Genomic DNA, 23,045 nt, shown 5'->3' with positions numbered 1-23,045 from the left:
ATCGTGTTTACCGGATGTTCATATCTTCCGGAGAATAGGAACTTCACATGGCTCTGGAAAATGACACCCTGGCCCCCGACTTCGAGCTCCCCAACCAATTCGGGGAGCACATCAGGCTGAGCGACTTCCGGCACAAGAAGCCGGTCGCACTCGTTTTCTTCCCCCTTGCGTTCTCGAGCACCTGCACGAGCGAGCTGTGCGAGTTGAGAGACAACCTCTCCCTCTTCAGCGACAAGAGCATCGAACTCCTCGGCGTCTCCGTGGACTCGAAGGCCACCCTCCGCGCCTTCGCCGAAGCTGATGGTTACGACTTCAACCTGCTCGCCGACTTCTGGCCGCACGGGGGAGTCGCGAAGGAATACGGGGTATTCCTGCCCGAAAAGGGTTTCGCGAATCGCGCGAGTTTTCTCATCGACCTGAACGGAATAATCCGCGCGAGCTTCGTGACGGCACCGGGGGAGGCGCGCTCGATCGCGGCCTACCGTGAGGCACTTGCCGAACTCTCGCCGGTGTCCGTCTAAGGTTTTTCCCGCTGCGAGTCTCGACTGCGGCAGCATGTCAGGCCGTGCGCGGCCGGCCCGGATGCCTGTACGATATTGATTCGTCGCAGCCGCCCTCGCGGGCGTGCACTGCGGGCCTTTAGCTCAGTTGGTAGAGCGCCACGTTTACACCGTGGATGTCATCGGTTCGAGCCCGGTAGGGCCCACCACTCACATCTCGCGGACTGTTCGACCACGCCGGCCGTGGGAGTGGCCTCAGGATGTCGTCGTCGTGCTGCGTCGCCTGCGCCGCACCACGAACACGATCACTCCCACGCAGAGAACGAGCACTCCGGCCGCGCTGACCCAGATCGGCGCCCACGGGAAGGCTGGGCTGCCGGCCGGTGTCGTGGTTTTCGCGGGGAAGGCCGCGGCGATCTTCGGTGCGACGGCATCGGCCAAGAATGCCGTGCCGAGATCGTCGGGATGGAGGCTACCGGCTCGGAGGACCACCGAGCCCGAGGCGCTGCGATCGATGGAGACGCCGTTGAGAAAGCGTTCCTTCGCGGGCGCGCACGCGCTGTTCGCCGCGGTGCTGCGCAGCAGGGAGATGTAAGTGAAGCCTGCGGCACGGGCAGCGGTGCCGGTCGCGGCATCCAGTTTCTGCTCGATGGAATTGAGATAGCTCGTGTCGGTGTCGGTGAACGGGAAGATGTCCACGGCGTGAGCGTCCGCGAGATCGGTGCCGGTCAGTTTGGCGTTGAAACAGCCCCCCACGGGAATGTGTGCGGGATCGGGCATGATCGTCGGATACCCGATGACGAACACGCGAGCGTGGGGGGCTTTCTTCGCGATGGTCGCGAAGGTCTTCTCCAGCCCGCTCGGGTACGCGTCAGTTCCATTCATCACCGCGGAATCGATCCGCTGGGACAGCTCATCGGCGCTGTCGCGAACGAAGAGGGATCGACAATTGGGAGCCTTGGCGAGAAGCAGCGGCCCCTCACGGCCGAGCGCGACGCACGACTTGGTCGCATCGACGAAGCCGAGGTCATTGCCTCCGATGGTGATGGTGACCACGTCTGTCTGGGAATTGAGCGAACCGCTCTGCGGCGGAGAGCTTCCCTTGCCGTACTTCAGCGGGGACGAGATCACGTTCGAGGTGGTGGCGCCCGCGCACGTCGCATCCTTCAGCGTCAATCCCAGGGCGCGAGCGACCCGATGGGGGAAGTTGATGGTGGAACGGTGGCAGAACGACGGCGAGTTGCTCACCGGGTGCGGGAGACCGAGTCCCGATGAAAAGGAGTCTCCCAGCGCGACGTATTCGAGTCCGTGCGTGCTCTGGCCTTCGGCTGCGGGGAGGGATGCTCCGTGGGCGGGAGCGGCGACCAAGAGCGACACCGTCACCGCGAGAATGAGAGCGAGGACATACCTCACATCGCGTCCCCGATGTAGGAGTACTTCACGAACACCTCGGACGCGATGCCCGACTCCTCGAGCACGCCCTGCACTGCGGTGAGCATGTACTTCGAGTCCCAGCCCATGTAGAGGAAGTTGGACTCGTCCAGCGCGTCCCACTGGCCGTTCCACGCCTGGGCGTCGAAGATCGGGCCGCCGCGACGGGTGCTGAAGGCGACGACATCGGCCCGAGCATCCGCCCAGAGGCGCTTGAAGATGCGATTGAAGAGCGCCTTGACGTCATAGACCTCCCAGTGCTCTCCGCGGTACTCCACGTACTCGAACTCACGCTGCCAGCCGAGCGGCCATCCGCGACGGCGCTGCGCGTCGAGGATCGGGGTGAGACCGTCGTCGTCGATGCCCACGGCGGTCGGACGCGCCCAGATGGTGAGGAAATCGATGGTGAGTCTCGCTGTCCGCTCGCCGATCGCGGCGGTTCCCCAGAGCTGGCCGTCGGCGAGGTCGCGGGTCTCCGGGATCGCGCTCCGGGCGAACAGCGGCCGTTTTGCGGGGAAGGATGCGTCCCGCGCCCGCTCCGCCAAAGGCTGCTCCAGCAGTGCGAGGTTGCCGAGGGTCTGCGCGAGGGCGCGGTGGCTGTTCTGCTCGTCATCGCTGTATTCCGCCCACTCTCGGATGCCGTCGCCACTCCAGCTGTCGGAGGGGGCGAGCGGAAAGACGTGATCGACATCGAGGTCGAGCGAGCCGTCGGCACCGGCCAGGCGTCGGAGGACGTAGGCGGCGTGCGGCAGGTCCCCATATTTGAGAGCCACGCGAACCCGGGCGTCGGACGGGGTGATACGGGCGATGGCGCCGGCGAGAGCATCCGCACCCGCCTCGCCGGCCCGACACAGCCGCCCGACCAGCCTGTCGTTGTCCAGGCCGACGATCGTGCGTCGAAGGAGCAGCGATTGCACCAGTTCCAGAGTGGCCACGAGGGTCGCGCGCTGCCCGCCCCTGAGGTGGTCGCGGTAAGCGCGCATCATCAGGGGGTACATCCCGCGGCCGAAGGTGTTGGTGAATTCGAGCTGGCGGGTGAGTTCGGCGCCTCCGGCGAGTGGCGGATGCAGCAGGATCCGGTAGATCTCCGAGAATTCCCTCCACTCCGCGGCGTGCGTGCGAAGCGCAGCGAGATCCAGTCGAGGGAAGCGCTGCCGGAAGGCGTCATAGACACCGCGACCGCCGGTCGTGTCGACTTCGCGCCCGGTCGTCATCACCAGGTAGTGCCGCCAGAACCCGGCGATGGCATCCCCGGTGTTGTGCTCGATCGGCACCCAGAACGAATCTTCGATCTCGCTCTGCTCCGAGTGCGACAGTCCCATCAGCACGTAATTGTGGATCAGCTCGTGGTCACGCAGGGGCTCGCCCGTGGAGTTGAGACTCTCGAAGATCTGTTGGGCGTTCGCATCCTCCCCGAGCGTGATGGCGACGTGCTCGAGGCGCTGCAGGCCGCTCCAGATGCGCACGACCTCCGACGCGGGCACCTGGCTGCGGAAGAACGCGTAGTTGTCGTCGAAGCGGGAGTCGCGAGGGTCGGTGCCCTCGAGCCGCCGGTCGAGCACGACGCTCTCGAAAGTCTCGGCCCAGGCGCGGTGGGGTCGGAGTTTTGTGCGCTCCCGCTGAGCGCCCCGCACGAGCACTCTCTCGAGATCTGTGGAGAGCGAGGCGTCTGCGGAGAGCGTCGGATCGTTCAACACGCTGTGGTGCAGTGCCGCCACCAGGAGCATGAGGGTCGTGACGCGCTGCTGGCCGTCGATGAGCACGAGCTCGGCCGCGTTGCCCTCGGTGCTCGCAGAAGAGAGGATCGACCCGATGAAATGCATGTGCCGATCGTCGGAGTCGGCCACCGCTCGAATGTCGGTGAGCAACTGTTCGCAGGCGCCGATATCCCAGCGGTACTGGCGCTGGTACACCGGGACGACGATGGTCGTGTGCTCGGCGGATAGCCAGGCAATCGTATTGACAGCGGTGGCTTCGATATTCGTGGCAGTACGCATGGTTGAACCCAGTTTATTCGCACCGCGGCGAGGCACAGGGCAGCGGAGGCCTCGAATGTTAGGCTTACCTAAGTTGGGCCTGTTAAAACGTGCTGGCCCCTTACGAAAGGTCATGATTCGCATCATGGGTTACATCAAATCCGCCGCTCTCGAAGAGACCGGCTACGTCGTCCTCGACCGCTACAACCAAGAACTCGACCCCCAGGAATGGCGCGATATCGAGTACGTCGACTGGAAGTCGTCTGGCGAGACCCAGTTCGCCCCTCTCGCCAGCGCGAAGGGCGAAATCGAGGTCAATGGCTTCTGGAACCACAAGCCGCCGCGCACCGACAAGGACGGCGTCTGGATCCCGTCCCAGGTCGAGAAGGCGCCGAATCTCGTGCGTCGCGCGCAGGAGCCGGGTGCGAATGTCGGTCGCTGTCGCGTCATCGAGCTGCAGCCGAACGAGTACTCGGACACGCTCTACAACCTTCACCAGGACGACAACAACCGTCTGAATCCGGATGGCACCGGCTGGGTCGTTCGCGGATTCTTCAACCTCACCGACGACAAGGACAGCTACTTCGTGCTGCGCGAGAACCGCACAGACCCGAGTGTCGAGTACCGCATCGCCCTGCCGGCCGGTGCGCAGCTGATCATCGACACGCAGCGCCTCTGGCACGCCGCGACCCACATCGGCACCGAGCCCCGCTACTGCCTCATCACCTCGTGGGAGTCCGGCCCTGAGCTCGACGCCTACATCGAGAAGCACAACGGCGTCAGCCGCGTGCCCAACGTCGAGGTGCCGCAGGACGTGCTGGATGCCGGCCAGGCCGAGCAGGCCCGTCGCATTGCAGCGCGCGCGGCGTACTACGCGGCCAAAGGCCAGGCCGAGAAGACGGCGATGAGCGAAGCCTGATCGTCGCAGCACTCCGAACGAAGGCCCCGGTCAGCAGCCCGGGGCCTTCGTCGTAGGTCGAGCTCACCAGTCACTTGCGGGTGCCGAGACTTCCGGCACGGAGGAGGTGTGCCAGCGCGATCCGTTCCCATAGTGGCTCGAGGCCCAGGGGGAGGCCCAGATCGCCTGCTCGGTGATGTTGGTGGGGGCGGAGACCGCGAAAGCGGCGACGATCGTGGCGAACGAGGGATTGCGCTGCAGGTTCTGCGCGGCCTTCTGAGCGGCGATCACCAGGTTGTCGTAACTGCCCAGTCCGCTTCCGCCGCCGGAGCCGTAGCCGTTGTTCAGCGGGTTGTTGCGATTCCACCAGCTTGCGGTTCCGTTCTCCTGACGCATCCACCGCACCATCACCGTGACATTCGCCTCGGATTGCGGCCAACCGCCCGAGAGCATCACGAGCTTCGCCCAGGAGTAATTGGTGCCACTCGCCGCGAGGGATTGGACTCCCGCGGTAGCCGAATAGCCGTCCCGGGCACCGTCCTGCAGCGAGACGCGATCCGAGACCCGGAGGGTCTGTGGATGTTTCGAGATGTAGACCGCGAGCTGGCCCGCGGCGTCCGGTGTGGCAGGCGGAGCGATCGCGAAGACGGCGATCAACGAGAGCGCACCGAGGGATGCCCCCACGGCGAGTCGTAACCGCCTCGGGGATCGCGACGGCCGGCGCGGCCGCAGTGCGGCGCGTCGAGAGGGGAGCGGCTGGCGGGAAGTGGTCATAGGGGAGCGTCTCCACCGGTGACGACCAGGGCGTGCCCGCAGAAACAGCGTCGAGGCTACCAGAGCGGCCTGCGTGTCGGTCGGATAGCCGTCTGCGACGGAGCCTGCGACTGGTAGCGCGTCCCCCCGGTAAGTGTCAAGCCCTGAGCTCGAAATTCTGCGGTCCCATACGCTGAATGTAACCAAAAAAGGGGTCACGTCATGACGATCAGCGCCTATGAGAACGAAGAGTCCACCCTCGAATCACCCCGAGGTGCGGCGCAGGTTTCGATCGATCCTCTTCGCGATTATCTCCAGCGCATCGGTCGTGCGCAGCTTCTCACTGCCGACGAAGAAGTGAGTCTCGCCCGTCGCATCGAGGTGGGTGTGCTCGCCGGCGAACGCCTCGCTCAGCATCCGGAATTCGACGGCAAAGCGAAGCGCGAACTGCTGTGGCTCTCTCGCGACGGTGACGCGGCGTACCAACAGTTCGTCTGTGCCAACCTCCGCCTCGTGGTGAGTATCGCCAAGCGGTACGCCGGGCGCGGCCTTCCGATCATGGATGTCATCCAGGAGGGCAACCTCGGCCTGGTGCGGGCAGTGGAGAAGTTCGACTACGCCATCGGCAACAAGTTCTCCACCTACGCGACCTGGTGGATCCGCCAGTCCATCCTCCGGGGCATCGCCGACTCGAGCCGCATCATCCGCATCCCGGTGCACACCGTCGAGAAGATGGACAAGCTGGATCGAGTGCGTCGCGACCTCATGAACGAGCTGGGCCGCACGCCGACCATCGAAGAGGTGGCGGACTCCGCACAGGTGACGGTGGCAGAGGTGATCAAGCTGGCGAAGTCCGATCACGACACCATCTCCTTCGGCATCCCGATCGGCGACGACGGCACCACCGAGCTCGGCGACCTCATCGAAGACACCGACACCCCGGAACCGCACGAGTCGGTCGAGCTCGACCTTCGGCATGACGACATCCGGCGCAAGCTCGACGCGCTTCCGCCCCGGGATGCCACGGTGCTTCGCCTGCGGTTCGGCCTCGAGGGCCGCCAGGCCCTGACGCTCGACGAGGTGGGGGAGCTGTACGGCATCACCCGGGAGCGCGTGCGGCAGCTCGAGACCCGCAGCCTCAAGCGGCTGCGCAGCGAAGACCTGCATTCCTACCTGGCCTGAGGCCGCCGACACCCGGCATGAGGCTGGATGGACCTAGGCCGGTGGTTCGGCGTTTTCCTGCTCGTCGATCGCCTCTTCGAAGCTGAGGTCGTCGCTCGGCGGAGTCTTCGAGACCTCGGCGTCGCCGTCCCGACCCGGCCCGGTCATTCTTCCGAGGTCTTCCCGAGGGCACCGACTTCTTCGGTGAGCTGGAGGCCCTGCGCGCTGTTGGAGGAGATCGTGAGGGCTTCGAGCCACTCGCGGTTAATCTTGGGCATGCGGCCACCGCTGTAACGGAAGACCAGCGGGATGGATGGATCGAGCCAGATGACACTTCGCCCGTCGCCCACGCTCTGTTCGTCTCTCCACGAGAAGAAGAAGCTCTCGTCACGACGCAGCTTCAGGCCGATCACGAGTTGAAGGTGGGCGAGAACGCGATCGTCGAAGACGACCTCGATGGTCTGGCCGTAGAGCAACTTTCCCACGCTGGTTCTCCTGTTATCACGGTGATTCGAGGATCGTCGTCCTCAAGTCTGAACTGAACGCTACTACGTCGCCGCCATTCTGAAATCAATTAGGGAAGGTGTTGACAAGCGACTGCATTCGGGGATGATGTCCAACGCGTCTTCCCCGTCGGGGGCTCGCGCGTGACTAGCCGTCGAGCTCGACCCCGCCCCTAGAGTGTGTTGTCGTGAGCATGAGTGAGGCGCGGGCGCGGGCGAGACCCGGCGTCGTCGCGCTGGTTCTCGCGTCGATCCTCTGGGGCACCACCGGCACTGTCGCGAGTTTCCTGCCCGCGGAGGTGAGTCCGCTGGCCATCGGGTCGGCGACGATGGGAGTGGGCGGGGTTCTGCTGTTCGTCGTTTCGCTGCGGCAATCCGTCTCCGCCCTGCGTGATCGGGCCGCCCTGCGGTGGCTGCTCGTCGGATCGATCGGCGTCATTGTCTATCCGCTGGCGTTCTATGCGGCGATGAATTTGGCCGGTGTCGCGATCGGCAACGTCGTCGCGCTCGGCTCCGGCCCGGTATTCGCCGCGTTCTTCGAGTGGCTCTGGGAACGACGTCGCCCGGGGCGGGTCTGGATCGCGAGCACAGTGACGGCCGTGGCCGGCATCGCCCTCCTGGCGTTTGGCGGTTCCACCCGGGGCGACCAGGCGGCGGAAAGCCCCCTCCCCGGCGTGTTGCTCGGCCTGCTCGCCGGCATCGCCTACGCCCTGTACGCCTACGCGTCCTCCCGGGCGATCGGTCTCGGGCTGTCCTCCCGGGGAGTCATGGGAGGGATGTTCGGTCTCGGCTCTCTCGGACTGCTCCCGGTGCTGATCCTCACCGGCGCGCCCATCCTCGACAGCGCCCTGAACATCGGAATCTCCGCCTACCTCGCCATCGGTCCGATGCTCGTGGCATACCTGCTGTTCGGTTACGCGCTCGTGACGCTCCGCAGCAGCTCGGCCACCACCATCACCCTCCTCGAGCCGCTTGTGGCAACACTGCTCGCCGTGGGGGTGGTCGGGGAGCGCCTCGCGATCGTCGGCTGGATCGGACTCGCGCTCGTCCTGGCGGGAGTCGCCACGATGTCTGCGGCCCGTCATCCGGACAATTGACACCGAACCCGTATCATTCTGGGCATGGAAACTGGGCATGGACACTGAGGCCTTCGCCGGCGCCGCGGCCGAGCCCGATAGTCCGGCCGAGTCGGCCGAGTCGGCCGCCGCGAGTGACGGCTTCGAGCACTATGACGACGACGCTCTCGCAGCGGCGATGTCGGATGAAGCGGTGCGGCTCGGTCTGACCGGGAGCATCACGATCATGCCGCCGCCCACGACCCCGGCCGTCAGCACTCCCCGGCCGCCGCCCATGGCGCGCGCGGTATCCACCGGCCCGGCCGCCCCCCGAGAACATGAGGAAGCACAGCGGGCGACCGCGCAGAGGCCACTCCCGGTGAACGAGCCCGCAGCTCCCCCGACGATCACACCCCATCCGGCGCTCGATCTGTCGAATTTCCCCGCCCCCTCGGGTGAGCCGGTGGTTTTCGACTCGCCCGTCGCGGCGAGGACTGACGTCGAGGATGCCCCCATCGAGGGATCGGGCGTCGAGCCGTCGATGTCCGGCATGTCCCCTGACGCCGCCGCACCCCCGGTGGATGCATTGCCGACTCGTCGCTCGATCCGCGATGCGGGGCACGCCCGCGCCCGGGCGGAATCCGCGCGGGAGGAGACGGCCCGACGGGCGCCAGTCACTCCTGAGCCGGCAATTCCCGCGGAGGATTCCGGGCCTGCACAGTACCTCGATTCTTCGCCGGGTCCCGAGCTCGCGCAGAGTGCCGAACCCGCGCCGGACCCCGCATCCTCGCTGGACCCGGCACCCTTGCTGGATCAGGTGGCGCCGGCCGCCGTGAGCGATGACACCATCCCGGTACCGGAGGTGGTGCCGTCGGTGCCGGATTTTTCCCCGGCACCGGTCGCGCCTGATCCCGAACCCGATTTCGGCGATACGGCACCCGTCGAGGTTCTCTCGCCGCAAGCTGTAGTCGCGGATCCCGTACCGGTGGCCGAGCCCCCCGTCTACGCCCTCGTGGAGCCGCAGCCGTATACGGCGGTGCCGACGGTCATCCCCCCCAATTTCGTGCCGAATGCGGCGATCCCTGCCGCTCACTCTCCAGTCGGGCCGCCCTCGCGATTCGCGCCGGAATCGGTAGACGCGGTCGCCGCGCTTCCGGCGCACGATCCGCTCGGGGCGCAGGCCGCTTCTGCCAGCGATATAGACGGTGATGACGGTCTCCGTGCGCCGGGCACGATGAATCCCTTCCTGGAATCCGCCGCCGTCGCGGTCGTCGAGCAACAGGCTGTGGGAGCGCGGGTGTTCATGCCGGAGGCGAGCGGCTCGCAGCCGACACCACTCGACCAGCGCGTCGGTCGAACATCACGCCTCTTTTGGCTCTGGTTCGCCGCAAACTCCTCGGTGGTCAGCCTTGCCTTCGGCGGGGCGATCTTCTCTCTCGGCATGAGCCTCCGTCAGGCTGTGGTGGCCGCCTTCATCGGGGTGGCGATCTCGCTCCTGCCGCTCGGCCTCGGCACGCTCGCCGGCAAGTGGAGCGGACAGCCGGTGATGGTGGTCTCGCGAGCGACCTTCGGCCACCTCGGCAACATCCTCCCAGCCACGATCGCGCTTGTGAGTCGCCTGTTCTGGGGCGCGGTGCTCCTGTGGATCATCGCGGCGGCCACCGCGCGCGTCCTCGTGCGCTCCGGGTTCGGCGGCACCCTCACCGAGTTGCAACTGATGGTGATCGTCATGGCCGCGGGATTCCTGCTCGCCCTCACCGTGGCATTCTTCGGCTACGCGCTCTTCGCCCGCAGCCAGCTGGTGCTCGGCATCCTCTCCGCAGTGCTCATCATCGCCCTCATCGCCATCACCTGGCCGGCCGTCGATATCTCCGCTGCGCTCACCGTGGGGGATGGGCCCGTGATCCTCGTGGTGACCGGTGTCGTGCTCGTCTTCAGTTTCGTCGGACTTGTCTGGGCCAACAGCAGTGGAGACCTCGCCCGATACCAGCGTCCCAGCTCCTCTGGTGGATCGGCGATGCTCTGGGCGTCGTTCGGCACCACGGTTCCCTCGTTCTTTCTGATCGCCTACGGCGCGGTTCTCGCGGCATCCGATCCCGCGATCGCGAAAGGTCTCGGCAGCAGCCCGATCGACACCATCGCGAGCCTCCTTCCGGGCTGGTACCCGCTGCCGCTCATCGCGGCCGTCTCGCTCAGCCTGCTTTCGGGAGTCATCCTGAGCATCTATTCCGGGGGTTTTGCCCTCGGGGCGCTCGGCCTGCGGGTCACCAGGAGCGGGGCGACCGTGATCGTGGGAGTCCTGGTGTTCGCCGTGGCGATCGCCCTCGGCTTCACCGTGAGCAATGTCGTGACCGTGTTCCGTGATCTCGCGACCACGCTCGCCGTTCCGGTGGCTGCCTGGGCGGGCATCTTCTCGGCCGAGATGATCCTGCGCCGTCGGCGTTTCGACACCCGGTCGCTCCTGGCCCGCGGCGGGATCTACCGCGATGTGAACTGGCTCAACTTCTCGATGCTGCTGGTCGCATCCGTCATCGGATGGGGATTCACTTCGGCCACCCTGCCCGGTCTCGGTTGGGAAGGCTACCTCTTCCGCGCGACAGGGGTTCCCCTGTCGAGTGCTCTCGGTTCGACGGATGCGGGAGTCCTGATGTCCCTCGCGCTCGGCGTGCTCACCCCCTTGGTGGCGGGAATCTCGACCATCCGCCGCCAGGAGCGACGTCAGGCGTCGCGCACCTGATCTCTCGGCGCAACCGGCGGCTCGCTCCGAAACTACAATGGGCGGATGCCTCACTCCGCCGATGCCGACACGGCAACTGTGACCGTCGCGGATGTCTGCGCCGTAGTCGAACGACTCTGGCCGATCGCCGGGGCGGAAGCCTGGGACGCCCCCGGGCTGCTGTCCGGTGATCCCCGGGCGGAGGTCACCGCCATTCACCTCGCGGTCGACGCGGTTCCGGATGTGGCCGACGAGGCCCTGGCCGCCGGTGCCGATCTGCTGCTCGTGCATCATCCACTCCTGTTGCGTGGGGTCACCTCTGTCGCGGAGGACCGGTACAAGGGGGTCGTGCTCGCCCGGCTGATCCGAGGCGGTTGTGCGCTCATTGCGGCGCACACCAACGCGGATGTCGTGGAGACCGGCACCTCCGCCGTCCTGGCCTCCCACCTCGGCCTTCTGAAGGTGCACCCCATCACCTCCGGCCCGCTCGCCTCCCGTGGCATCGGACGGGTGGGCCGTCTCCCGGAGCCGACCACACTCGGCCGACTGGCCCGCCAGCTCGCGGAGATCCTGCCCGCCACCGCTTCGGGCATCCGAGTCTCCGGGGATTACGATCGCGTGATCGAGAGCGTCGCCCTCTGCGGCGGGGCCGGGGACTCGCTCCTCGGTGAAGCTGCGGTGCTCGCATCCGACGTCTACATCACCTCGGATCTGCGGCATCACCCCGCCTCGGAGTCGCGCGAGAACGCCAAGGTCGACACTGGGCCGGCGCTCGTGGACGTTTCCCACTGGGCGAGCGAATGGCTCTGGCTGGATGTCGCAGCCGAGGAGTTGCGCGCAGCGCTTCCCGGTGTCACGGTCACCGTGAGCGACCTCCGCACAGACCCTTGGGATTTCACGATCGTCCAATGACCAACCGAATGAGGCACCCATGGCACTGAAAGCCAGCCCGAACGACCAGGCCCACCTGCTGGAGTTGCAGGCTCTCGACACGCGCATCCAACAGCTCGATCACCGCGCGAAGAAGCTTCCGCAACTCGCCGTGATCGCGGGGCTCGAAAGCGAGTCGACGGCGCTGCGGGTCGAGACGCTCAGCGCGACCGGCGCGCTGGAGGATGCCCAGCGTGAGCTCGGACGCATCGAGTCCGACGTCTCGGTGGTCGAAGCTCGGATCAAGCGCGATACCGAGCGCCTTCAGGCATCGTCTTCGGTCAAGGATGTCGCGGGGCTCGAGAGCGAGCTCGCCGGCCTCACGCGCCGGCAGCTCGAGCTCGAGGAGATCGAACTCGGGGTGATGGAGCGGGTCGATGCACTCGAAGCCGCCATGCGGGAGCTCCGGGCCAGGCACGACGCGCTTCAGGCCACGATCGCGGGAGTGGTGGCCGAGAAGGAAGAGTCGCTCGGCACTCTCACCAGCGAACGCACGCATGCCGCTGCGAATCGTTCGACCATCGCGGGCAAGGTGCCGGAAGAACTCCTGGCGCTCTACGAGCGCCAGCGTGCCCGCTACGGCCAGGGTGCATCCTTGCTCCGCGGAGGGGTATCGGAGGCGAGTGGCCTCAAGCTCAACGAATTCGACATGGCTGCCATTCGTGCCGCCGCTCCGGACGATGTGCTGATCTGCCCCGAGAGCAGTGCGATCCTCGTGCGCACGGGGGAGTCCGGGCTCTAACCGCACTCGGCTAGGCTGTCCATTCGAATGGGTCGGCAAGACGGTCGCGTTATCCCCTCGGGGGTACCGAGGAACGTCCGGGCTCCACAGAGCAGGGCGGTGGGTAATTCCCACCCGGGGCAACCCGCGAGAAAGTGCAACAGAAAGCAGACCGCCTCCTGGTTTCGACCAGGCGGTAAGGGTGAAACGGTGGTGTAAGAGACCACCAGCGGCCCGCGTGATCGGGTCGGCTAGGTAAACCTCGCCCGGAGCAAGGTCGAACAGGAAGCGTTACGGGCGGCTCGTCCAGTTTCCGGGTAGACCGCTAGAGGTGTGCGGCAACGTACATCGTAGATAGATGGCCGTCGATGACACGTTTTCGGATGTGTCGGGACAGAACCCGGCGTAATAGCCGGCCCATTCACCCTCTCCGCCGAGCTAGCCTCCGTCGATCTGGCGGTCCGCGCGGTGCCGGGTCAACTCGATGGCCCGCGCGTTGGCCTCATCCGGACCGGTCGCCCAGGCCGTAGCGGCCTCCCGGCTCATGCCGGACGCGACGTGTCGGTCGATGAGTCGAACCGTCCGCAGCTCCGTCGGCGTATCCACGAACCAGATCTCGTCGACCAGGTCGCGGATGCTTCGCCAGCCCGGCTCTGGCGAGAGGAGGTAGTTCCCCTCCGTGATCACGATGTCGATGTCACGCGAAACGGCGATCGACGCGGCGATCGGCTCTTCGAGACCGCGGCGGTATGTGGGCGCATAGACCACCGCCTCGTCGCGTTCGCGAAGACGCTGCAGAAGGGAGATGTAGCCTCCGACATCGAAGGTGTCGATCGCCCCGCGGCGATCACGAAGCGGAGTGCCCTCGATGATGGCGGTGGCCAGGTGAAAGCCGTCCATCGGTACCACGACGCAGCGGTCCGCGCCGAGACTCTCCGCAAGGCGCCCCGCGAGTGTCGACTTGCCCGTTCCGGGTGTTCCGGCGATACCGATGATCTGACGCATCCCCGTCTCTCGGAGCCGCGAGCGGAGGTGATCGACCAAGGGCAGCAGGTCTGTGGGGGTGCGTGCCACTGCCCGATCTTCCGAGCTCACGGGCTCTCCAGCAGAGTCTTCGGATTCGCCTCGTCGACGGCGAGCTCGGAGTCCTCGGCTGCGGGACGGTGGATGCTGACGCTCACGGGGCGGGAGTGCATGGGTCCATTCTGTCGCTTGCGCGCTGCGAGCGAGGCTGTGAATTCGGCACTGGGTGTGCGGGTCCACTTCTCCACAAGTCGATGGATGATTCGGCTCTCCACCATCTAAAATGCTGTTCAGAGACTATATTCGAGCGTCCTGCTAGCCGAATTCTGGGACTTCACGATCGGTGAGGCGATCCGTCTGTGCTTCGTCGGACTGGCTACGCGGCCGGGCTCCGATGTGCGGATGAGCGTCGATTGCGACGGCGAACCCCGGTGTTGCCCTGCCACTAGCCGAAGCGGCACGAGCCGAAACGGCGCTAGCCGAAACGGCACTGGCCGAAACGGCACGAGCCGAAACGGCGCTGGCCGGAACGGCGCTGGCCGAAACTGCTAGGTCCCGGGAGCGAACCGGTAGCCCATTCCCGGCTCCGTCAGCAGATACTTCGGCCGTGAGGGCTCAGGCTCCAGCTTCTTGCGGAGTTGCCCGAGGTAGAGCCGCAGGTAACCGTCTTCTTTCTCGTAGGCCGGGCCCCACACCGTGGTCAAGAGCAAGTGCTTCGTCACCAGGCGATCCGGATTGCGCACCAAGACTTCCAGAATGTGCCACTCGGTCGGGGTCAGCTTCACCGCGCCGGAGCCCGCTTTCGACACGGAATGCGCGGCGAGGTCCACCGTCACATCGCCGAAGGTCACCACCGGCTGCTCCGGCTCCGCAGGCGAGCGTCGACTGAGGGCGCGGATGCGGGCGAGCAACTCGTCGATCGCGAACGGTTTCGTGACATAGTCATCCGCCCCCGCATCGAGCGCGTCGACCTTGTCTGCGGAATCCGTGCGTCCGCTTACGACGAGGATCGGAACCTCGGTCCAGCCGCGCAGACCCTCGATCACCCGGATGCCGCTGAAGCCGGGCAGTCCGAGATCGAGCACCACAAGCTCGGGCTTGACGCGGGCGGCGACGTCCAGGGCGTCTGGTCCGGACTGCGCGAGGAATACCTCGTAGCCGCGAGCCGCGAGATTGATGCGCAGCGCTTTGAGGATCTGCGGGTCGTCGTCCACCACCAGGATGCGCATCACGACTCCTGTCTCAGCGGAAGTTCGTTCACGGGCTCTTGGGTGGGTAGCGGCTCACTCGTCGGCAGGGTCACGACCATCGTCAGCCCGCCACCGGGGGTGTCCTCCGCCTCCAGGCTGCCCCCCATCGCCTCCATGAATCCATTGGACAGGGCCAGTCCGAGCCCGACTCCGGTGGTGTTGTCCGTGTCTCCCAGTCGCTGGAACGGTTGGAAGGCTTCGGCCAGTTTCGCCAGCGGGATGCCGGGACCCCTGTCTATGACACGCAGTTCGAGCCGCTCCCCGAAACTGCTCGCCGTGATGAAGAGTGGGGAGTCGGCGGGGGAGTAGCGCAGGGCATTCGCGACCAGATTGACGATCACCCGCTGAAGGAGCACCGCGTCGCAGAGCGCCTCGGGGAGTTCGGCAGAGACATCCACCCGCACCCGGTCGAGCGGCACCCTCAGCTCGTCGAGAGCGAGGGGAACGATCTCGTCGAGGCCGACCCTCCCCAGCGAGATCGGCAGCACACCGGCCTGAAGCCTGCTGGCGTCGAGCAGGTCGTTGACCAGTTCGGCGAGGCGGTGAAGGGAGACCTCTGCGGTCTGCAGCAGATCGTCCCGGTCACGATCACTCCATGAGACATCCGTGCTGCGCAGGCTCGACACCGCCGCGGTCGCCGAGGAGAGAGGGGTGCGCAGGTCGTGACCGACGGCCGCGAGCAGCGCCGTGCGCAGGCGGTCTGCCTCCTCGAGCGGGCGGATGCCGCTGGCAGCGGTACGCAGTTCCTGTTGCACCAGGGCGGCCTCGATCTGCGAGACGAAGGCATTGAGGATGCGCCGGTCGGAGGCCTGCAGATCGCGTCCGGTGAGCACGACGCTGCCGTTGTCTCCGAGCTCCACGACCGTACGCTTCTCATCACCCGTCGCGGTCGATGCACCGGCCTCGAAGAGTCGCTCACCGTCATAGCTCACGATCACGCTCGTCATGCCGAAGATCTCCAGCATGCGGTTGGCCAGGGCTTCGACGGCATTCTCGCCGCGGATGATGCTGCCGGCGACAGTGGCGAGCGTCTCGGCCTCGGCTGCGGAGCGCTTCGCTGAACGGCTTCGGCTTGCGGCCTGGTCGACCACCAGGCTGACCAGCACCGCGATCACCAGGAAGATCACCAGGGCGAGAAGGTGCAGGGGGTCGGCGATCGTGACGGTGTAGAGCGGGTTGACGAAGAAGAAGTCGAGCAGCAGCCCAGCGATCACCGCTGCCGTGACGGCGGGCCAGATGCCGCCGATGAGCGCCACCACCACCACGAGCAGTTGGAATGCCAGCACATCGCTCGGGAGCGATTCGCTGCTTCGGAACCCGCTGAGGATCCAGGTGAGCAGGGGGAGCCCGATCAGGGCGAGGGCGAAGCCCACGGCTCGGCGACGCACCGTGAGCGCCCCGCCGGTCGTGGGCAGCTGCAGGGTGCCGGCGGAGGCATGGGAGACGATGTGTACGTCGATGTCGCCGGATGCCCGGATGACCGTCTGACCGATTCCCTGCCCCGTGAGGAAGGTGGTGAGGCGGCTCCGCCGACTCACGCCGATCACGAGCTGGGTGGCGTTGACGCCGCGGGCGAAGTCCACGAGCGCCGTGGGAGTGTTGTCACCGATCACCTGGTGATAGGTGCCGCCCAGGCGTTCGACGAGGGACCGTTGGGTGTCGAGCGCGCCGGGATCGGACTCGGCGAGGCCATCCGAGCTCGAGACGTGGACGGCAAGCAGCTGCCCTCCGCTGGTTCGGGCCGCAATGCGAGCCCCCCGGCGGATGAGGGTCTCTCCCTCCGTTCCGCCGGGCAGGGCGACGACGACCCGCTCCCTGGCCTCCCACTTGCCACGGATGCCGTGCTCGTTGCGATAGGCCTGCAGCGCGACATCCACCTCGTCCGCCAACCAGAGGAGGGCGAGTTCGCGCAGGGCGGTGAGGTTGCCGAGGCGGAAATAGTTGCTGAGAGCGGCGTCGATAGTGCCGGCGGGATAGATGTGACCGCCCGCGAGTCTGGTGCGCAGCGCCTCCGGCGTGAGGTCCACCACCTCGATCTGGTCGGCGGATCGCAGCACGGAGTCGGGGATCGTCTCGCGTTGGGTGACCCCGGTGATGGACTGCACGACGTCGTTGAGCGACTCGATGTGCTGGATGTTCACCGTCGAGATCACGTTGATGCCCGCATCGAGGAGGTCTTCGACGTCCTGCCAGCGCTTCTCGTGCGCGCTGCCGGGGGCATTGGTGTGCGCGAGTTCATCGACGAGAGCCCAGTCCGGATGGCGGGCGATGAGGCCGTCGAGGTCGAGTTCATCGAGGGTCACCCCGCGATGTCCGACGCTGCGACGCGGGAACAGCTCGAGACCCTCGGTGAGCCGCGCAGTCTCGGCTCGGCCGTGCGTCTCGACCAGTCCCACGACCACGTCGAGGTCGGCGTCGAGGAGTCGCCGGCCCTCCTCGAGCATGCTGAAGGTCTTGCCGACTCCGGGAGCCGCGCCGAGATAGACCTGCAGGATGCCTCGGGTCATTCAGCCGACCGCCTCAGTTGCTCGGGTCGAGTTTGGCGAGAGCGACGTTGAGCTCGAGCACGTTGACCGTCGGTTCGCCGATGTAGCCGAGCACGCGGCCGGTGACCGCAGCGTCGACGAGCTTCGTGACCTGGGCTTCGGAGAGGTTGCGTGCCGCGGCCACCCGTGAGATCTGCTCGCGGGCATAGGCCGGGCTGATGTGCGGGTCGAGTCCCGACGCTGAGGCCGTGAGAGCGTCAGCCGGGATCGACGCCGGATCCACCCCGTCGCTCTTCGCAATGGCTGCCTTCCGCTCCTTGATCGCCTTGATCAGTGTCTCACTCTCGGTGCCCTGGTTGGTGGCGCCGGAGGACCCGCCGTCATAGCCTTCCCCGGCTGCCGATGGGCGGGACTGAAACCACTGGGGCAGGGCGTTGCCCTTCTTGTCGGTGAACGACTGGCCGATCAGACTCGATCCAACGGTCTTGCCGTCTACCGAGGCGAGCGAGCCGTTCGCCTGCGATGGAGCCACCAGGCCGACCACCGTGATGACGAGCGGGTAGATGATGCCCAGGGCGATGGTGAAGACCACCATGGCGCGAAGAGCGACCCAGTATTGGCGCGGTGCGCCGCGGAGCTGGCTCATGAGATGTGTCCTTTGTGAATTCGTTTGTCTGCGAAGGGCTTAGAAGCCCGGGATGAGGGAGATGACGAGGTCGATCAGCTTGATGCCGATGAATGGCGCGATGAGGCCGCCGAAACCGTAGATGAGCAGGTTGCGTCCGAGCACGCTGGACACGCTGCCCGGGCGGTAGGTCACCCCGCGGAGGGACAGGGGAATCAAGACGATGATGATGAGGGCGTTGAAGACGACGGCGGACAGGATGGCGGATGCCGAGGAGTGCAGCTGCATGAAGTTGAGCGCTGCGAGTCCGGGGTAGCTCGCCACGAACATCGCCGGGATGATGGCGAAGTACTTGGCGACGTCGTTCGCGATCGAGAAGGTCGTGAGCGACCCACGGGTGATCAACAGCTGCTTGCCGATGCCCACGATGTCGATGAGCTTGGTGGGGTCGGAGTCGAGATCCACCATGTTGCCCGCCTCTTTGGCCGCAGAGGTCCCCGTGTTCATCGCGACACCGACATCCGCTTGAGCGAGCGCCGGGGCGTCGTTGGTGCCGTCTCCGGTCATCGCCACGAGGTTGCCGCCGGCCTGCTCCTTCTTGATGAGCTCCATCTTGTCTTCCGGGGTCGCCTCTGCGAGAAAGTCGTCTACCCCGGCCTCTGCCGCGATCGCCTTGGCGGTGAGCGGGTTGTCGCCGGTGATCATCACGGTGCGGATGCCCATGCGACGCAGATCGGCGAAGCGCTCGGCAAGGCCGGTCTTCACGACATCCTTGAGGTAGACGACACCGAGAACGGACGCTTCACCCGCGGCGGTGCGTCGAGCGACGACCAGCGGCGTGCCGCCGGCCTCGGAGATGCGCGTGACAACGCCGTCCAGTTCGGTCTGCTGGGCGGGAGTGAGCGTGCTCGACTCCGCGACCCAGGAGCTGACCATGGATCCGGCGCCCTTGCGCACCTGGCTGCCATCGGCGTAGTCGACGCCACTCATGCGGGTCTGCGCGGTGAACGGCACGACGGTGCCGTCGACGGTGGTCGGGTAGGCAAAGCCCTGCTCAGTGGCGAGATCGAGGATCGACTTGCCCTCGGGGGTCGGGTCGCTGAGAGAGGAGGCTGCCGCGACCGTGGCGAGAGTCTCGGCATCCACTCTGGAGAGTGTCGCGAACTCCGCCGCCCGGCGGTTGCCGTAGGTGATCGTGCCGGTCTTGTCGAGGAGCAGGGTCGTCACGTCGCCGGCAGCCTCGACGGCACGGCCGGACATGGCGAGCACGTTGTGCTGCACGAGCCGATCCATGCCGGCGATGCCGATCGCCGAGAGCAGGGCGCCGATGGTGGTCGGGATGAGGCAGACCAGCAGGGCGACGAGCACGGGGAGGCTCTGGGCCGCGTTCGAATACTGAGCGATCGGATTGATGATCAGCACGACCACCACGAAGATGATGGTGAGGCTCGCGAGCAGGATGTTGAGTGCGATCTCGTTGGGAGTCTTCTGGCGAGACGCGCCCTCGACCAGCTTGATCATGCGGTCGACGAAGGTCTCGCCCGGCTTCGACGTGATGCGCACGACGATGCGGTCGGAGAGCACGCGGGTGCCCCCGGTGACCGCGCTGCGGTCACCCCCGGACTCGCGAACGACGGGAGCGGATTCGCCGGTGATGGCGGATTCGTCTACGGAGGCGATACCCCAGATGATGTCGCCGTCGCCGGGGATCGGCTCTCCTGCGACGACGACCACGGTGTCACCGAGAGTGAGCTCGGCAGAGGCGATCTTCTCGAACTCGGCTCGCTCTGCACCGGGATCTCCAGTCTCGTCGTATGCGCGCACCCGCTCCGCCATGGTGCTGGTGCGGCTGTCACGCAGGCTCTTGGCCTGGGCCTTCCCGCGACCCTCGGCCACCGCCTCCGCCATGTTGGCGAAGAGAGTGGTGAGCCACAGCCAGACCGCGATCGACCAGATGAAGGCGAGCGAGGTGGGGGAGGCTGCGGTCTGCGCGGATGTGCCGAGGAACGGGGTCGCGATCGCGAGGAGGGTGGTGAGCGCGGCGCCGATCTCGACGACGAACATGACCGGGTTGCGCCACATGAGGCGCGGATCCAGCTTGCGAAGGGCATCCGGGATGCTCTTGACGAGCTGGCCGGCGCTGAACGCGGAGGCCTGCTTTCGCCCCTGCTTCTGCGAAGGCGAGTCGCTCCCGGTGGGAGTGATGAGGGTTGTGGTCATGATTGTTACTTCAGTCCTTCTGCGAGCGGGCCTAGCGCGAGTACGGGGAGGTAGGTGAGAGCCGAGACGATGACGATCGTGCCGACGAGAAGGCCGATGAACTGCGGCCGATGGGTGGGAAGGGTGCCGGAGGTGGTCGGGATCTTTTCCTGGGCGGCGAAGGAGCCGGCGAGGGCGAGTACGAACACGATCGGGAGGAACCGGCCGAGCAGCATCGCCACTCCGAGAGCCGTATCGAACCAAGGGGTGCTCGCGGTGAGCCCGGCGAAGGCCGAACCGTTGTTGTTCGCCGCCGAGGTGAAGGCGTAGAGCACTTCCGAGTATCCGTGCAGCCCGGTGTTTGCCATCGAGGTGCCGACCACGGATTTCTGTACCGCCGGTATGGCGAAGCTCAGCGCTGTTCCGGCCAGCACGAGAGTCGGCGTGATCAGGATGTAGATGCTCGCGAGTTTCACCTCGCGCGAACCGATCTTCTTGCCGAGATACTCGGGGGTGCGCCCGATCATCAGACCCGCCACGAAGACGGCGACGATCGCCATCACGAGGATGCCGTAGAGGCCGGATCCCACCCCACCGGGAGCCACCTCGCCGAGCATCATGTTCACCATGATCAGACCTCCGCCGAGGGAGGTGAAGCTGTCGTGCATGGAGTTGACCGCGCCGGTCGAGGTGAGCGTCGTTGAGGTGGCGAAGAGGCTCGATCCGACGATGCCGAATCGCACCTCTTTGCCTTCCATCGCCCCTCCAGCCAGCTGGCTTGCCGTTCCGCTGCCGACGCTCTCCAGGAGGGTGAGGAGGGCCGCCGAGACCACCCAGATCAGGCCCATGGCCGACAGGATGGCGTAGCCCTGGCGGTTGTCGCCCACCATGCGCCCGAAGGTGCGGGGCAGGGAGAACGGAATCGCGAGCAGGAGCACGATCTCGAACAGGCTCGACCATCCGGTCGGGTTCTCGAAGGGATGAGAGGAGTTGGCGTTGAAGAATCCGCCACCGTTGGTACCGAGCTCCTTGATCGCCTCCTGGGAGGCCACCGGACCACCCGGGAGCGTCTGGGTACCTCCGGTCAGAGTCGAGATGTGCTGGAAGCCGGCGAGGTTTTGGATTACTCCGCTGAAGATCAGCACGATGGCGGCGATCACCGAGAGCGGAAGCAGAATCCGCACGACACCGCGGGTGAGATCCACCCAGAAGTTGCCGATCGTCGTGGACTTTCGAGAGGCGAGCCCGCGGATGAGGGCGACGGCCACGGCGATTCCGACGGCTGCGGAGACGAAGTTCTGAACGGCGAGCCCGACAAGCTGAACCGTGTAACCCATGGTGAGGTCTGGCGAGTACGACTGCCAGTTGGTATTGGTCACGAACGAGATCGCGGTGTTCCAGGCCAGCGACTGCTCCACTGCCGGCAAGCCGAGAGAGTAGGGCAGGATCTCCTGGATGCGCTGGAGCAGGTAGACCGCAAGCACTCCGATCGCCGAGAAGGCGAGCACGCTGCGGAGGTAGACCGGCCAGGTCTGCTCTGATGCCGGGTTGACGCCGATGAGCCGGTAGAAGCCGCGTTCGACACGCATGTTCTTTGGCTTCGTGTAGACCTGGGCCATGTAGTCGCCCAGGGGGCGATAGATCAGGGCGAGGACCAGGACGATGGTCGCCGCCTGCAGGATGAAGAGCCAGGTGTTGTTCATCAGAATCGCTCCGGCTTCACGAGGGCGAAGACGAGATAGACGAGTGCTGCCACGCCGAGGACGAGGCTGAGCACCGTGAAGAAGATCACAGTTTCTCGACCCCCCGGGCGACGAGGGCGATGAGGGCGAACAGGCCGACAACGCCGATCACATAAATGAGATCGAGCATGGATTCCTCCGAAACGAGCGAAAGCTGCGGCCATGGGGCACGCAGCGGCATCGTGTGCAGATCGACACGATGCCACTCAGGAATTCCACACCCGCCGGGGCGGCAGGGTCGCGGAACTAACGGATCCCTAACGCCGCGGAGGCGAAGCCTTACGCGGGCTCGAGCGGGACGGAGCTACTTTCCGGAGGCCAGGGCGGCAGCACCGAGGATGCCGGCGTTGTTGCGGAGTACGGCGGGGACGATCGGGGTATCGAGCTTCAGCAGCGGCAGGAAGTCCTTGTGCTCCTTCGACACCCCGCCACCCACGATGAAGAGATCGGGGTGGAAGAGAGCCACGAGCATGTCGTAGTACTTCTGCAGGCGTTCGGCCCACTGTTCCCAGCTCAGGTTCTCGCGTTCCTTCGCCGAATAGGCCGCCTTGGTCTCCCAGTCGACCCCCTCGAGCTGCAGGTGGCCGAGCTCGGCGTTCGGCACGAGGACGCCCTTGTAGATGAGAGCGGTTCCGATGCCGGTGCCGAGGGTGGTCAGGATCACCAGGCCCTTCTGCTTCTCGGCCGCCCCGTACAGCGCCTCGGCGTAGCCCGCCGCATCCGCGTCGTTCACGAAGCTGATGTCGCGGTTGAGCCCCTTCTCGAAGAGGGCTTCGGCTTCGAGGCCGATCCATTTCTTCGAGACGTTGGCGGCCGAGAGGGTGCGCCCCTTCACGACGACAGCGGGAAAGCAGAGGCCCATCGGCAGTTTCTTGTCGGGCGAGCCGAGCTTCTTCAGCACCTCCAGCACCGTCAAGACGATGTCATCCGGCTGCCCGCCCTCCGGTGTGGGCAACTTGATCCGATCGCTGAGGAGCTTGCCCGTCGAGACGTCGACGATCGCGCCCTTGATGCCGGTGCCGCCGATGTCGATGCCTACTGCTTTGGAAGTCATCTCGCCATTCTCTTCTTAGATT

20 protein-coding genes, 1 tRNA gene and 1 other RNA gene are annotated in these 23,045 nt (G+C 66.0%); 9 read left to right on the top strand and 13 right to left on the bottom strand.

What is annotated here, in order from left to right; all coding sequences use genetic code 11:
• Positions 1–47 precede the first annotated feature (47 nt).
• Positions 48–521, top strand: a complete 474-nt coding sequence (locus tag F1C58_RS08810) for a peroxiredoxin (protein ID WP_185200767.1) — start codon at positions 48–50, stop codon at positions 519–521.
• Between the two features lie 112 nt (positions 522–633).
• Positions 634–709: transfer RNA gene (locus F1C58_RS08805), tRNA-Val, on the top strand.
• A 46-nt stretch (positions 710–755) separates the two neighbouring features.
• Here the strand turns inward: F1C58_RS08805 and F1C58_RS08800 are convergent.
• Positions 756–1,913 (bottom strand): SGNH/GDSL hydrolase family protein, encoded by a 1,158-nt coding sequence (locus F1C58_RS08800; protein WP_185200766.1) that lies wholly within the window; start codon positions 1,911–1,913, stop codon positions 756–758.
• Positions 1,910–3,928: a DUF262 domain-containing protein gene (locus F1C58_RS08795; RefSeq protein ID WP_185200765.1), complete on the bottom strand. Its 2,019-nt coding sequence runs from the start codon at positions 3,926–3,928 to the stop codon at positions 1,910–1,912. Before F1C58_RS08795 ends, F1C58_RS08800 begins: the two co-directional genes overlap by 4 nt.
• Positions 3,929–4,052: 124 nt before the next feature.
• Between F1C58_RS08795 and F1C58_RS08790 the strand changes: the two genes are divergently transcribed.
• Positions 4,053–4,826: a hypothetical protein gene (locus F1C58_RS08790; RefSeq protein WP_185200764.1), complete on the top strand. Its 774-nt coding sequence runs from the start codon at positions 4,053–4,055 to the stop codon at positions 4,824–4,826.
• 63 nt (positions 4,827–4,889) lie between these two features.
• Here the strand turns inward: F1C58_RS08790 and F1C58_RS08785 are convergent, their stop codons facing one another.
• On the bottom strand, positions 4,890–5,579 hold the full coding sequence (locus F1C58_RS08785) for a hypothetical protein (RefSeq protein ID WP_255461039.1): 690 nt from the start codon (positions 5,577–5,579) through the stop codon (positions 4,890–4,892).
• Between the two features lie 201 nt (positions 5,580–5,780).
• On the opposite strand from F1C58_RS08785, the gene F1C58_RS08780 reads away from it, so the two are divergent.
• Positions 5,781–6,740 (top strand): RNA polymerase sigma factor RpoD/SigA, encoded by a 960-nt coding sequence (locus F1C58_RS08780; RefSeq protein ID WP_185200763.1) that lies wholly within the window; start codon positions 5,781–5,783, stop codon positions 6,738–6,740.
• Positions 6,741–6,883: 143 nt separating this feature from the next.
• On the opposite strand, the gene F1C58_RS08775 is transcribed toward F1C58_RS08780, so the two are convergent.
• Entirely contained in the window at positions 6,884–7,204 is a 321-nt protein-coding gene (locus F1C58_RS08775) for an ATP-dependent DNA ligase (RefSeq protein WP_185200762.1), read from the bottom strand.
• 212 nt (positions 7,205–7,416) lie between these two features.
• On the opposite strand from F1C58_RS08775, the gene F1C58_RS08770 reads away from it, so the two are divergent.
• The 5 genes from F1C58_RS08770 (at position 7,417) to rnpB (ending at position 13,068) form a co-directional block, all read left to right on the top strand.
• Positions 7,417–8,319: a DMT family transporter gene (locus F1C58_RS08770; RefSeq protein ID WP_185204074.1), complete on the top strand. Its 903-nt coding sequence runs from the start codon at positions 7,417–7,419 to the stop codon at positions 8,317–8,319.
• 37 nt (positions 8,320–8,356) lie between these two features.
• A complete protein-coding gene (locus tag F1C58_RS08765) occupies positions 8,357–11,014 on the top strand; it encodes a cytosine permease (RefSeq protein WP_185200761.1) in 2,658 nt (885 codons plus the stop codon).
• A gap of 45 nt (positions 11,015–11,059) precedes the next feature.
• Positions 11,060–11,905 carry a Nif3-like dinuclear metal center hexameric protein gene (locus F1C58_RS08760; protein WP_185200760.1) on the top strand — a complete coding sequence of 282 codons (846 nt, stop codon included), beginning with the start codon at positions 11,060–11,062 and terminating at the stop codon, positions 11,903–11,905.
• Between the two features lie 19 nt (positions 11,906–11,924).
• Positions 11,925–12,665: a zinc ribbon domain-containing protein gene (locus F1C58_RS08755; RefSeq protein ID WP_255461038.1), complete on the top strand. Its 741-nt coding sequence runs from the start codon at positions 11,925–11,927 to the stop codon at positions 12,663–12,665.
• Positions 12,666–12,693: 28 nt separating this feature from the next.
• An RNA gene (rnpB, locus tag F1C58_RS08750) (RNase P RNA component class A) lies at positions 12,694–13,068 on the top strand.
• Between the two features lie 14 nt (positions 13,069–13,082).
• Here rnpB and F1C58_RS08745 read toward each other — a convergent pair.
• The 9 genes from F1C58_RS08745 to ppgK all read right to left on the bottom strand — a co-directional run bounded on the left by F1C58_RS08745 (position 13,083) and on the right by ppgK (position 23,023).
• Positions 13,083–13,718 carry a nucleoside/nucleotide kinase family protein gene (locus tag F1C58_RS08745; RefSeq protein WP_255461037.1) on the bottom strand — a complete coding sequence of 212 codons (636 nt, stop codon included), beginning with the start codon at positions 13,716–13,718 and terminating at the stop codon, positions 13,083–13,085.
• Positions 13,719–14,215: 497 nt separating this feature from the next.
• Positions 14,216–14,896, bottom strand: coding sequence for a response regulator (locus F1C58_RS08740; RefSeq protein WP_185204071.1), 681 nt, complete (start codon positions 14,894–14,896; stop codon positions 14,216–14,218).
• Positions 14,896–17,424: a sensor histidine kinase KdpD gene (locus F1C58_RS08735; RefSeq protein WP_185200759.1), complete on the bottom strand. Its 2,529-nt coding sequence runs from the start codon at positions 17,422–17,424 to the stop codon at positions 14,896–14,898. Before F1C58_RS08735 ends, F1C58_RS08740 begins: the two co-directional genes overlap by 1 nt.
• A gap of 13 nt (positions 17,425–17,437) precedes the next feature.
• Positions 17,438–18,049 (bottom strand): potassium-transporting ATPase subunit KdpC, encoded by a 612-nt coding sequence (kdpC, locus tag F1C58_RS08730; protein ID WP_185200758.1) that lies wholly within the window; start codon positions 18,047–18,049, stop codon positions 17,438–17,440.
• Between the two features lie 39 nt (positions 18,050–18,088).
• Positions 18,089–20,248 (bottom strand): potassium-transporting ATPase subunit KdpB, encoded by a 2,160-nt coding sequence (gene kdpB / locus F1C58_RS08725; RefSeq protein WP_185200757.1) that lies wholly within the window; start codon positions 20,246–20,248, stop codon positions 18,089–18,091.
• A gap of 5 nt (positions 20,249–20,253) precedes the next feature.
• Positions 20,254–21,930: a potassium-transporting ATPase subunit KdpA gene (gene kdpA, locus F1C58_RS08720; protein WP_185200756.1), complete on the bottom strand. Its 1,677-nt coding sequence runs from the start codon at positions 21,928–21,930 to the stop codon at positions 20,254–20,256.
• Positions 21,930–22,019 carry a K(+)-transporting ATPase subunit F gene (gene kdpF, locus F1C58_RS08715; protein WP_185200755.1) on the bottom strand — a complete coding sequence of 30 codons (90 nt, stop codon included), beginning with the start codon at positions 22,017–22,019 and terminating at the stop codon, positions 21,930–21,932. Before kdpF ends, kdpA begins: the two co-directional genes overlap by 1 nt.
• Positions 22,016–22,150, bottom strand: coding sequence for a hypothetical protein (locus F1C58_RS16970; protein ID WP_255461036.1), 135 nt, complete (start codon positions 22,148–22,150; stop codon positions 22,016–22,018). Before F1C58_RS16970 ends, kdpF begins: the two co-directional genes overlap by 4 nt.
• A 123-nt stretch (positions 22,151–22,273) precedes the next feature.
• Positions 22,274–23,023 carry a polyphosphate--glucose phosphotransferase gene (ppgK, locus tag F1C58_RS08710; RefSeq protein ID WP_185200754.1) on the bottom strand — a complete coding sequence of 250 codons (750 nt, stop codon included), beginning with the start codon at positions 23,021–23,023 and terminating at the stop codon, positions 22,274–22,276.
• Positions 23,024–23,045 lie beyond the last annotated feature (22 nt).

It is taken from the genome of Glaciihabitans sp. INWT7 (assembly GCF_014217685.1).
Taxonomy (GTDB): domain Bacteria; phylum Actinomycetota; class Actinomycetes; order Actinomycetales; family Microbacteriaceae; genus Lacisediminihabitans.
The sequence above is the reverse complement of the archived record's forward strand: the minus strand, read 5'-3'. Positions and strand labels throughout refer to the sequence as shown.

Coding starts and splice junctions, on each gene's coding strand:
- F1C58_RS08810 (WP_185200767.1), top strand. CDS start 48: ATGGCTCTGGAAAATGACACCCTGGCCCCCGACTTCGAGCTCCCCAAC.
- F1C58_RS08795 (WP_185200765.1), bottom strand. CDS start 3,928: ATGCGTACTGCCACGAATATCGAAGCCACCGCTGTCAATACGATTGCC.
- F1C58_RS08790 (WP_185200764.1), top strand. CDS start 4,053: ATGGGTTACATCAAATCCGCCGCTCTCGAAGAGACCGGCTACGTCGTC.
- F1C58_RS08785 (WP_255461039.1), bottom strand. CDS start 5,579: ATGACCACTTCCCGCCAGCCGCTCCCCTCTCGACGCGCCGCACTGCGG.
- F1C58_RS08780 (WP_185200763.1), top strand. CDS start 5,781: ATGACGATCAGCGCCTATGAGAACGAAGAGTCCACCCTCGAATCACCC.
- F1C58_RS08770 (WP_185204074.1), top strand. CDS start 7,417: ATGAGTGAGGCGCGGGCGCGGGCGAGACCCGGCGTCGTCGCGCTGGTT.
- F1C58_RS08765 (WP_185200761.1), top strand. CDS start 8,357: ATGGACACTGAGGCCTTCGCCGGCGCCGCGGCCGAGCCCGATAGTCCG.
- F1C58_RS08760 (WP_185200760.1), top strand. CDS start 11,060: ATGCCTCACTCCGCCGATGCCGACACGGCAACTGTGACCGTCGCGGAT.
- F1C58_RS08755 (WP_255461038.1), top strand. CDS start 11,925: ATGGCACTGAAAGCCAGCCCGAACGACCAGGCCCACCTGCTGGAGTTG.
- F1C58_RS08740 (WP_185204071.1), bottom strand. CDS start 14,896: ATGCGCATCCTGGTGGTGGACGACGACCCGCAGATCCTCAAAGCGCTG.
- F1C58_RS08735 (WP_185200759.1), bottom strand. CDS start 17,424: ATGACCCGAGGCATCCTGCAGGTCTATCTCGGCGCGGCTCCCGGAGTC.
- kdpC (WP_185200758.1), bottom strand. CDS start 18,049: ATGAGCCAGCTCCGCGGCGCACCGCGCCAATACTGGGTCGCTCTTCGC.
- kdpB (WP_185200757.1), bottom strand. CDS start 20,248: ATGACCACAACCCTCATCACTCCCACCGGGAGCGACTCGCCTTCGCAG.
- kdpA (WP_185200756.1), bottom strand. CDS start 21,930: ATGAACAACACCTGGCTCTTCATCCTGCAGGCGGCGACCATCGTCCTG.
- F1C58_RS16970 (WP_255461036.1), bottom strand. CDS start 22,150: ATGCCGCTGCGTGCCCCATGGCCGCAGCTTTCGCTCGTTTCGGAGGAA.
- ppgK (WP_185200754.1), bottom strand. CDS start 23,023: ATGACTTCCAAAGCAGTAGGCATCGACATCGGCGGCACCGGCATCAAG.